General features: G+C 64.1%; 7 protein-coding genes and 1 pseudogene. 5 read left to right on the top strand and 3 right to left on the bottom strand.

The window, feature by feature from the left end:
- Nucleotides 1–697, top strand: a pseudogene (locus EOD15_RS19630) (MFS transporter); the annotation flags it as partial.
- A 6-nt stretch (nucleotides 698–703) separates the two neighbouring features.
- Here the strand turns inward: EOD15_RS19630 and EOD15_RS19635 are convergent.
- Nucleotides 704–2890: a heavy metal translocating P-type ATPase gene (locus EOD15_RS19635; protein WP_127321556.1), complete on the bottom strand. Its 2187-nt coding sequence runs from the start codon at nucleotides 2888–2890 to the stop codon at nucleotides 704–706.
- 104 nt (nucleotides 2891–2994) lie between these two features.
- Between EOD15_RS19635 and EOD15_RS19640 the strand changes: the two genes are divergently transcribed.
- A complete protein-coding gene (locus EOD15_RS19640) occupies nucleotides 2995–3411 on the top strand; it encodes a helix-turn-helix domain-containing protein (RefSeq protein ID WP_127321557.1) in 417 nt (138 codons plus the stop codon).
- A gap of 234 nt (nucleotides 3412–3645) precedes the next feature.
- On the opposite strand, the gene katG is transcribed toward EOD15_RS19640, so the two are convergent.
- Complete coding sequence (katG, locus tag EOD15_RS19645; protein ID WP_127321558.1) at nucleotides 3646–5841, bottom strand: catalase/peroxidase HPI; 2196 nt, start codon at nucleotides 5839–5841, stop codon at nucleotides 3646–3648.
- Nucleotides 5842–6104: 263 nt separating this feature from the next.
- On the opposite strand from katG, the gene EOD15_RS19650 reads away from it, so the two are divergent.
- On the top strand, nucleotides 6105–7058 hold the full coding sequence (locus tag EOD15_RS19650; protein ID WP_127408750.1) for a hydrogen peroxide-inducible genes activator: 954 nt from the start codon (nucleotides 6105–6107) through the stop codon (nucleotides 7056–7058).
- Between the two features lie 19 nt (nucleotides 7059–7077).
- Here EOD15_RS19650 and EOD15_RS19655 read toward each other — a convergent pair whose 3' ends face one another.
- On the bottom strand, nucleotides 7078–7791 hold the full coding sequence (locus EOD15_RS19655) for a DNA helicase (protein ID WP_127322962.1): 714 nt from the start codon (nucleotides 7789–7791) through the stop codon (nucleotides 7078–7080).
- Between the two features lie 577 nt (nucleotides 7792–8368).
- Here EOD15_RS19655 and EOD15_RS19660 point away from each other — a divergent pair.
- Together EOD15_RS19660 and EOD15_RS19665 are read left to right on the top strand one after the other, a co-directional pair.
- Nucleotides 8369–9343 carry a hypothetical protein gene (locus tag EOD15_RS19660; RefSeq protein WP_127408751.1) on the top strand — a complete coding sequence of 325 codons (975 nt, stop codon included), beginning with the start codon at nucleotides 8369–8371 and terminating at the stop codon, nucleotides 9341–9343.
- A 501-nt stretch (nucleotides 9344–9844) separates the two neighbouring features.
- A partial coding sequence (locus tag EOD15_RS19665; RefSeq protein WP_148129588.1) for an NADP-dependent oxidoreductase occupies nucleotides 9845–10502 on the top strand: 658 nt, incomplete at its 3' end.

A 10502-nucleotide genomic window follows, 5' to 3' on the forward strand; every position in this document is an offset into this window, starting at 1 on the left:
GTGCGCGCTCGGCGTGGCGGCGACGCTTGCCATGGCAGCCCTGTTGCCGCGCACCACCGGCTCATCGGCCAGGCCCGCCGGTTTCGCCCGCGAGGTCCGTGTGCTGGCCCGCCAGCAGGTCTGGACTTCGCTGATCCTGATGCTGATGCTGATGATCGGCCAGTTCGGCCTGTTCACCTACATCACCCCGACACTGCTGGAGGTCACCGGGCTCGACGAGAACCTGGTGCCGTGGGTGCTGCTGCTCAACGGCGTCGGCGCCACGCTCGGCGTCTTCCTCGGCGGCAAGCTGTCCGACTGGAAGCTGATGCCGTCATTGATCACCATGCTGGCCCTGCAGGCGGTGACGCTGGCCGTCATCTACGCCGTCAGCCCCTATCCCCTGCCGATGGTTGTGGCGATCGTCGTCTGGGGCGGCCTCAACTTCGCCATCGGCACACCGATCCAGACCCGCATCCTGGCCTGGACGGCGGACGCCTCGAACCTCGCCTCGTCGCTCATTCCGTCCGGCTTCAATGTCGGCATCGCGCTGGCCGCGTCGTTGGGCGCCGCGATGCTGAACAGCGGCTATGGCTACCGCAGCCTGCCGCTGCTGGGCGCCATAGCCATGCTGGTCGCCGTCGCGGTGGCGCTGGCATCCTATGTCTGGGAAGGGCGCAGCCACGCCACGCCGCCGCTGACGGCTCCGGCGGAATAGACCACTTCACCCGCGCCAGCGTAGGAGACGCATGGCGTTGGCGGTGACCAGCACGGTGGCGCCGGTGTCGGCCAGGATCGCCGGCCACAGGCCGGTGATGCCGGCAATCGTGGTAACCAGGAACACTGCCTTCAAGCCGAGCGCCACGGTGATGTTCTGGCCGATATTGGCCATGACCGCCCGCGACAGTCTTACCATGCGCACGACGTCCATGACGCGGCCATGCAGGATTGCCGCATCGGCGGTCTCCAGCGCCACATCGGTGCCGCCGCCCATGGCGATGCCGATGTCGGCGGCGGCGAGCGCCGGTGCGTCGTTGATGCCATCGCCGACCTTGGCGATCTTCAGCCCTTCGCGCTGCAATTTACCGATGATGCGCTGCTTGTCCTGAGGCAACAGCTCCGCCCGAGCCTCGATGCCGAGCGAAGCGGCAATGGCTTCGGCCGTGCGGCGATTGTCGCCGGTCAGCATGATCGTGCGGATGCCTTCGGCCTTAAGCGCCGCAATGCCGGCCGCCGCATCCGGTCGCGGCTCGTCGCGCATGGCGATCAGCCCTGCCACCACGCCGTCAGCGACCAGCACTGACACGGTCTTGCCCTGCCCGTTGAGGCTGTCGACGGCGAGGCGCTGCACTTGCGTCATGTCGGCGCGTTCGCCCACCGCCGGACCGGAGCCGAGGAAGACGGCGACGCCACCGACGCCGCCCTCGACACCTTTGCCCGAGATCGCCTTCGCCGCCAGAGCCGGCGGCACCGGCGCACCATCAGCCTTGGCCCTGTCGAGGATCGCCATGGCCAGCGGATGGCTGGAACCCTGCTCGAGCGCTGCCGCTAGCGCCAGCACGGTGCGTTCATCGCGGCCATAGGCCATGATGTCGGTCACCACGGGCCTGCCCGCGGTCAGCGTGCCGGTCTTGTCGAAGGCCACCGCCGTGATCCGGCGAAACCCTTCCAGCACCGCACCACCTTTCATCAACAGGCCACGCCGCGCGCCGGTCGCAAGGCCAGCGGCGATTGCTGCCGGCGTCGAGATGACCAGCGCGCAGGGGCAACCGATCAGCAGGATCGCCAGGCCCTTGTAGATCCATTCGTTCCAGTCGCCGCCAATGAGCAGTGGCGGCAACAGCGCAACCAGCGCGCCGACCGCCAGCACCGCCGGGGTGTAGGTGCGCGAGAAGCGGTCGATGAAGCGCTCGGTCGGCGCCTTGGCCTCCTGCGCTTCCTCCACCAGCCGCACGATGCGGGCGATGGTGTTGTCGGAAGCGGCCGCCGTCACCCGCACCTTGAGCACGCCGTCGGTGCTGATCGTGCCGGCGAAGACGGCGTCAGCGACACCCTTGCGCTTCGGTGTGCTCTCGCCGGTCACCGGCGCCTCGTCGATATCGCTCGATCCCTCGACGATCTCGCCGTCGGCCGGGATGCGGTCACCCGGCCGCACCACGATGACATCGCCGACCGCGAGGTCTTCGGCGGGAACCTCCGATGTGCCGCCTGCCCGCTCGACCAGAGCTGTCTTCGGCACCAGGTCGGCAAGCCCCTGGATGCTCGCCCGCGCGCGGCCGGCGGCGACGCCTTCCAGAAGTTCGCCGATCAGGAACAGCACGACCACGGCGGCGGCTTCTTCCGTGGCGCCGATCATCACGGCACCTATCGCCGCTATGGTCATCAGCATCTCGATCGAGAACGGCGTGCCGGCCAATGCCGCCATCAGCGCGCGCCGCCCGATCGGCACCAAGCCGACCAGCAGGGCGGCAAGGAAGACCCAGCGCTCCGCCACTGGGAACAGATGGCCGATGCCATAGGCGGCGAGAAGCGCTGCCGCGCAGGCCAGCGTCAACACCGTCCGGCGGGAACGCCACCACCCCTGCCCCGGCTCGGCGTGGCCATGATCGTGGCCTTCATGGTCATTGGGGACGTGATCGGCGTGCGCCTTGTCTGAGATCGGCGATACGTGCGCCTCGGCCTTGACGATGCCGTAGCCGAGCCTTGCCACCTGTTGCAGCACCTTGTCTTCCGGCAGCGCGCCGCCGTGGCTGACCGTCATGCTGGCGCCGGTCACCGAAACCGAGACATCGGCGACGCCGTCGAGGCGACGCACCGCCGTATCGATCTTGGCCGCGCAGGAGGCGCAGTCCATGCCGCCGATCTTGAACCGTGTCTGCCTGATTGTTTCCTGCTTGAGGAGCGTCGTCATCACATCACCTGCCTGTCTTGCCCGCGCGGCGTCGCCGTATGGTCTTGAATGCTGATGTCAGGCTTGTAATTGCTCTAGTGACTAGAGCTTCAAGAGGCAAATTCATGTTTTCCATCGGTGATCTCTCGCGCCGCACCGGGGTCAAGGTGCCGACCATCCGCTACTACGAGCAAATGGGCCTTGTTGCGGCACCCGAGCGCTCGGAAGGCAACCAGCGCCGCTATTCCAGGCAGGAGCTGGAGCGGTTGGCCTTCATCCGCCACGCCCGCGACCTCGGCTTCGCCGTCGAGGACATCCGCTCCCTGATCGAGTTGAGCGGCCACCCCGAGCAGCCCTGCGGCCACGCCGACAAGATCGCCGAGGAGCAACTGATCTCGGTGCGGGAAAAGATTGCCCAGTTGAAGCGGCTCGAGGCCGAGCTCGAACGCATCGCCACGTGCTGCAATGGCCAGACGGTCGGCGACTGCTACGTCATCCGCGCGCTATCGGATCATGCGCTGTGCGCCGATGAGCATGGTTGAGAGGTGCGAAGGACAAACTTGCGCGTCAAAGTCAGCGCCGAGTTCGAAATGAGGGGGTGAACTCAATCCGACGAGATCACCCCGCAACGATCTCGCCCGGCGAGGCACGGTCCACCAAAGCGCAGTCTCTTACGACAAGGGCCGCGCTCCCATCGCTGGAAACACGGCCCGGACGTTGGGTCCTTGGGAGGACTGGCACTCCGACGCGGCTGCGCCGGAGCACCTTTAGCGGTCTCAGGCGATGTCGAAGCGGTCGGCGTTCATCACCTTGGTCCACGCCGCGACGAAATCCCTGGTGAATTTCGCCTTGGCGTCCGCCGACCCGTAGACCTCGGCAAGCGCGCGGAGCTGGGCGTGCGAGCCGAAGATCAGGTCGGCACGGGTGCCGGTCCACTTGACCGCCTTGGTCTTGCGGTCACGCGCCTCGTAGACTTCGTCGGAGCCGGCGGCCGGGTCCCAGACCGTGTTCATGCTGAGCAGATTGACGAAGAAGTCGTTGGTCAACGTACCCGGCCGGTCGGTGAGCACGCCGTGCTTCGACCTGGCCGTGTTGGCGCCGAGCACGCGCAGACCGCCGACCAGAACCGTCATCTCGGGCGCGGTCAGCGACAGCAATTGCGCGCGGTCGACCAGCATGGCTTCGACCGACATCGGCTGCTTGCCCCTGACATAGTTGCGGAAGCCATCGACTTTCGGCTCGAGCGCGGCGAAGGAATGGACATCCGTCTGTTCCTGCGAAGCATCCATGCGGCCCGGCGTGAACGGCACCTTGGTCTCGTGACCGCCGTCCTTCGCCGCCTTCTCAACCGCAGCGACGCCGCCGAGCACGATAAGGTCGGCCAGCGAGATCTTTCTCCCGCCGGTCTGTGCCGCGTTGAACTCCGTCTGGATGGCTTCCAGCTTCGCCAGCACCTTCGACAGTTCCGCCGGCTGGTTGACGTCCCAATCCTTCTGCGGTGCCAGTCGGATACGTGCCCCGTTGGCACCACCGCGCTTGTCGGAATTGCGGAACGTCGAGGCCGAGGCCCACGCAGTCGAGACCAATTCGGAGACCGAAAGGCCCGATGCGAGGATCTTCGCCTTCAGCGACGCAATGTCCTGCTCGCCGACCAGTTCATGGTCGACCGCCGGGATCGGGTCCTGCCAGATCAGCTCTTCCTTCGGCACGAGCGGACCGAGATAACGAACGACCGGACCCATGTCGCGATGGGTCAGCTTGTACCAGGCCCGGGCGAACGCGTCGGCGAAATGGTCCGGATGCTCATGGAAGCGCCTCGAAATCTTCTCGTAGGCCGGATCGACCCGCAGTGCGAGATCGGTGGTCAGCATGGCAGGCGCGCGGCGCTTGGACGGATCGTGGGCATCCGGCACGATCCCGGCACCGGCGCCGCCCTTCGGCGTCCACTGATGCGCGCCGGCCGGGCTCGTGGTCAGCTCCCATTCGAAGTTGAACAGATTGTCGAAGAAGTTGTTGCTCCACTTGGTCGGCGTCGTGGTCCAGGTCACCTCGAGGCCCGAGGTGATGGCGTCGCCTGCAATGCCGGAGGCGTGCTTGCTCGACCAGCCAAGGCCCTGCGCCTCGATGCTCGAGCCTTCAGGCTCCGCGCCCACCAGCGAGGCATCGCCGGCGCCGTGCGTCTTGCCGAAGGTGTGACCGCCAGCGATCAGCGCCACGGTCTCCTCGTCGTTCATGGCCATGCGCGCGAAGGTCTCGCGGATGTCGCGTGCCGAGGCCAGCGGATCCGGCTTGCCGTTCGGCCCTTCCGGATTGACGTAGATCAGTCCCATCTGGACGGCGCCGAGATGGCCCTGGAGTTCGCGGTCGCCGGAGTAGCGCTTGTCGTCGAGCCACTTGGTTTCCGAACCCCAATCGACGTCCTGTTCGGGTTCCCAGACGTCGGCGCGGCCGCCAGCAAAACCGAAGGTCTTGAAGCCCATCGATTCCAGCGCGACGTTGCCGGTGAGGATCAGCAGGTCGGCCCAGGAGATCTTGCGGCCATATTTCTGCTTGACCGGCCACAGCAGCCGGCGCGCCTTGTCGAGATTGGCATTGTCCGGCCAGCTGTTGAGCGGAGCAAAACGCTGCTGGCCGGCCCCGGCGCCGCCACGGCCATCGCCGATGCGGTAGGTGCCGGCACTGTGCCAGGCCATGCGGATGAACAGCGGCCCGTAATGGCCGAAGTCGGCCGGCCACCACTCCTGCGAATCCGTCATCACCTGGTGCAGGTCCTTGATCACAGCATCGAGATCGAGCGACTTGAATTCCTCGGCATAGTCGAACTCTTCGCCCATCGGATCCGCAAGGTTCGATTGCTGATGGAGAACGCCAAGATCGAGTTGGTTGGGCCACCAGTCACGGTTGCTCCTGCTGGAGGATCCGTGTGCAACGGGGCATTTGCCGGCGCTGGGATCATCGGTCTGTGCGTCCATGTTCTTCTCCGATCGTGGCTGTGTTGATCTGTTCAACTGCTGCGTGAACAGGGACGTTGGATGTCCCTGGAGGCGGTCCGTTTCATGGCTGGCGCGATGACCATATGCCCGATACGCGACCGAATATGTTGGATGTCCCGTTGCCGCGGGCATGCGCCTCACCAGGCGGTCCCGGCTGCTCCTCATCTTCGTTGCGACTCCTATAGCAAAGCCGCTTGATTAATTTAAGTTGGATTTCCTGATTACAGCGATAAGATGACATTATGACAAACCTGACGCTGAAGCAGTTGCGTTATTTCGAGGCGCTGGCGCGGCACAACCATTTCGGTCGCGCCGCCGATGCCTGCGCGATCTCGCAGCCCGCCATCTCGGTGCAGATCAAGGAATTGGAGGAAACGCTGGGTACCGAGCTTTTCCAAAGAGGCCCACGCCAGGTCCGGCTGACCAATTTCGGTGAAGAGTTTGCCTTGCGCGTCCGCGACATCCTGCGCTCTGTGGATGAGCTGACGGACCTGGCCCGCGCCTCGCGCGACCGGCTGGTGGGACGGTTGCGCATCGGGGTGATCCCGACGATCGCACCCTACCTGTTGCCTGCCATCATCGGCAACCTCGCCCGCATGCATGACGGGCTCGATATCCACGTGCGCGAAACGCAGACGCAGAAGCTGATCCAGGAACTGGCCGACGGGCGGCTCGACGCGGCCATCGTGGCCTTGCCGGTGTGGGAACGCTCACTGACGGAAATCGTGCTGTTTGCCGAGAACTTCGTGCTGGTCCGGCCCGGCGAGGATGAGGGAAAGCCGGTGCCCAACCGCGAAATGCTGCGCGAGATGCGGCTGCTCCTGCTCGAGGAAGGCCATTGTTTTCGCGACCAGGCGCTGTCGTTCTGCAACATGCATTCGGTGCGCCCAAGGGAGTTGCTGGACGGCAGCTCGCTGTCGACCCTGGTGCAGATGGTCGGCGCCGGCGTCGGCGTCACCTTGATCCCCGAAATGGCCGTGCCGGTGGAGACGCGCTCGGCGGCGGTCTCTATCGCCCATTTCGCCAACCCCCAACCGTCGCGGACGATCGGCATGATCTGGCGCAAGACAAGCCCGATCGCCAAACAGCTGCTGCTTATATCCGAAGTGGTTCGCCAGGCGGCCAAAGCATTGCGCGCGCAGCACAGTTCGACATCGGTTGCGCACCCTCTGAAGCTGCCGGCAGCGGCCCAATGAAGGCTGGCTGACCGGATCGTCAGCCTGCCGCGTGGAACCGGATTTCGCCCTTGTTGAGGAAGCAGGTCTTGTTGAACAACGACAGGTCCAGAGCGTTCGGCAACCGCACATCGCTGATATCGGGACATGGCTTCTCCGCCGGATCGTATGACCGATCGATCTGCGAGATGAAGACGAGGATCAATCCTTTGTCGCGGGCAAAGGCCTTCAGCGTGCGAACCTGCGCCATCAGGTCCGGGTTTTCCCGCTTCTGATCGAGCAGTTGCAGATAATCGATCACCACCAGCGTGCCGCGCGGCGCCGAACCCAATGCCTTGACGATATAGGCGGCACTGATGGCGTCGGAATTATCGAATGTGAACTGGTCGTTGAACTGCACCGGGTCCGCCCCGATGGCGCGAAACCGGTCCAGCACATCCCTTTGCGTATACTCCAGCGTAAAGAACACACCGCGATGACCTGATTTCATGGCTTCGACCGCGAGCTCGAGGCTCATCAGCGTCTTGCCGTGGCCGGGTCGGGCACCGACCAGAACCATATCGCCGGGCGCAAGTTGCGCAAACAGTCTGCCGGCAGGCGCCGCCTCGGCTGCCTTGGCGGCAAGCAGGCTCCAGTTGGTGAAACCTTCCTGTGCTGCAACACGGTCGAGCGCTTCGTGCAGCGCAATCTTGCCCTCGCGAGACAAAAGCCTGGCTTGACGCTTGAGATGGTAGATGGGCGCGGACAGCTTCATCGCAAAACCTCCTGGTGCGAGCCCTTTTTCGCAACCCCTCCTTATGCCTGGCGCTCGACAGTCGGTTCAGTGATTGGATAGCGCCCTGCATGAACGATGCTTTCCCGGCGGAGGGAGGTGGCGTGGGCCGCGCCAGAATCAGATGATAGCTCAATCCCTGCGGATCGAAAATCGCCGACCTCCAGGGATCAGGCTCCGGACTCGCGGCTCTTCACGATAGGAATTTTTTCTTGACTTCCTGCCCTCAGCTATGGTACATATTTGTCCATGGTGCTGATTTGCGCCAATGACCCGCCGCACAGGCGGGTTTTCGTTTGATGCTCCGTCAGCCAACGCGCCGACGGCCTCCGAAGGGACCCGCCAACCCGAGTTCGTTGCCCTGCTTTAAGGAAGCGAAGACGTCCGCCGCAAGCCTGGAGCCAGCATGTCGGCGTAGGCCGTTGCATGCATCGACCTGCTTTACGGCTCTCATGCGGGTGCGCTAAACAAGATGTGTTTCGCCTGATAATGCGAGACCCTCTACGGTCGATTCCTGGTGGCAACATCACAAAACGCTTCGACAAGGAGAATTGATCCGGTGCGGTTGAGATCTGTTTCTCTGGGTGTCGTCGCCAGCCTTCTCGTCGTCATCGCCGTGGCGGTATCGGCCCGATCCTTTGCCGCACCATCTGCCGTTCCAGCCTGGCTGCAGGCTCATGTCGGCGACAGCGACGGCCAGATCTCGCAAATTGTCCTCGAACGAGCCCGCGCGCTTTACCGGAAGAAGGTCGCGCAAGGCGCTGTCAAGAACCCCTGCTACTTCGCCATGGATGCCACACGCCCCAGCGATCTGGGCAATGGCGTGCTCGGCCGCCGCTACTACGTCATCTGCGAGGCCAGCCAGTCGTTTAGCGCGATTTCGTCAGGCCACGGCAGCGGGCGGAATTTGAAAGGCGTCGTCGATTTTTCAAACGGCAAACGGTGCGCGAAGAACTTCGGCAATGCGATGGATTCATCGTTGACGGCCGGCGGCGCCTATATGACCAGCGAGGCCAAAACCTCGTTCAAGGGCTATTACCGCACCGGCGCGAAGCAGGACGCGGTTTTCCAGCGCACCTTCATCCAGTTCGACGGCGAAGGCGAAGCCGCGAACGCCAGGCAGCGGGCGATCGGCGGTCACGCTGCCCAGGTGCTGCATGGCATGTGCCTGCGCAAAAACCCGAACAACTCGCACGCCGACCATGACGGCTTCGTGCCGTTCGGCAAGCTGGTGGACTATGCCGGCGGTCGCAGCAATGGCTGCACCAGCTGGTCGCCGGCGGATGCCAAGCGGATCATCCCGATGGTCAAGGACAATCCGACGACGCTCTACATCTACCCGGAATCGCGCGACATCACCGCGGTCGCAGCCGACCGTTCACAGCCGGGCGCCTACTGGAACGCGTCCTGCCTGAAGGAAATCGGCACACCGAAATTCTGGCCGAGAAAGACCCTTGAGCCGATCATCGCCCAATACAGGAAGGATCATCCGGCACCGCCGCCACAGCCGCTGCCGATCTGCGAAGCGTCTTGAAGTCCGCATAGCGCCGCCGCGTTGATTAAGACCGTGCTGCTTTATGTTCGTCGTGCGAACCGCATTGATCGGCGGCCCTGCGACCCACCAGCAATGATTCAATCCGATCTCCAAGGTCAGCGCGCCAGCAGCTTCGGCCCCCGCCTCTCTCCTCGGCGTCGCTACTCAAAACAGCTGTGTGCATAAGGGCCGGATGGATCAGACTGGTTGAATGCTCTGGCCGAGGAGAGAATTTCCGGCACCACGTTCAGCCGATTGCGGTGGTTGGAACCAACGGCCTGCTACCCAGTTAGAAAGCCAGCAAGTCTGGTTCTAGCCTTGCCGCCATGTGAATCAAAACCCGCCGACGCAGTCTACGGCCTAGCAGGAATGGCGACCTTGCAGCGGCGGTGGCCCGCTGGGAAACCGGTGTGCCTGCCTCCGCAACCTGGGCTGCACAGCCGCTGACGACAGCCCAGCAGACACCGTCGCCGACAGCCAAACAACAGGAGATATGCCGACATGAAAGCAGCCCGCATCCATGCTTTTGGCGGACCTGAGGTTGTTTCGATCGATCAAGTCCCCTTGCCTCAACCGCTTGACGACGAGGTTGTGCTCAGGGTTCGCGCCGCGAGCGTCAATCCGATCGACTACAAGATCCGCGAAGGTTCGACGAGCGAAACCCTGCCGGTCACGCTCGGGCGCGACGTGTCCGGCACGGTGGAAATATGCGGCACGCGGGCGCATACGTTGAAGAAGGGCGACCCGTTATTTGCGATGCTTGGTCATGACCGCGGCGGCAATGCCGAATATGTCGTGGTCAAGGCGACGGAGGCGGCTGCGAAACCGGATCGTCTAAGCCATGTCGAAGCCGCGGCGGTGCCGCTTGCCGGCACCACTGCATGGCAGGGCCTTTTCGACCATGGCGGCCTCAAATCCGGGCAACGGGTTCTCATCCATGGCGGCGCCGGCGGCGTCGGTCATCTGGCGATCCAGTTCGCCAAGGCCGCGGGCGCGTTCGTCGCGACAACCGTTTCCGCCGAGGACGTGGTTTTCGTCCGTGAGCTCGGCGCCGATCAGACGGTCGACTACAAGAACCAGCGTTTCGAAGAGGTCGTCGATGCGGTCGACCTGGTGTTCGACCTTGTCGCGGGCGACACGCAGGACCGCTCCTGGGAGG

Source organism: Mesorhizobium sp. M7A.T.Ca.US.000.02.2.1 (genome assembly GCF_003996995.1).
In the GTDB taxonomy this organism is placed as follows: Bacteria; Pseudomonadota; Alphaproteobacteria; order Rhizobiales; family Rhizobiaceae; genus Mesorhizobium.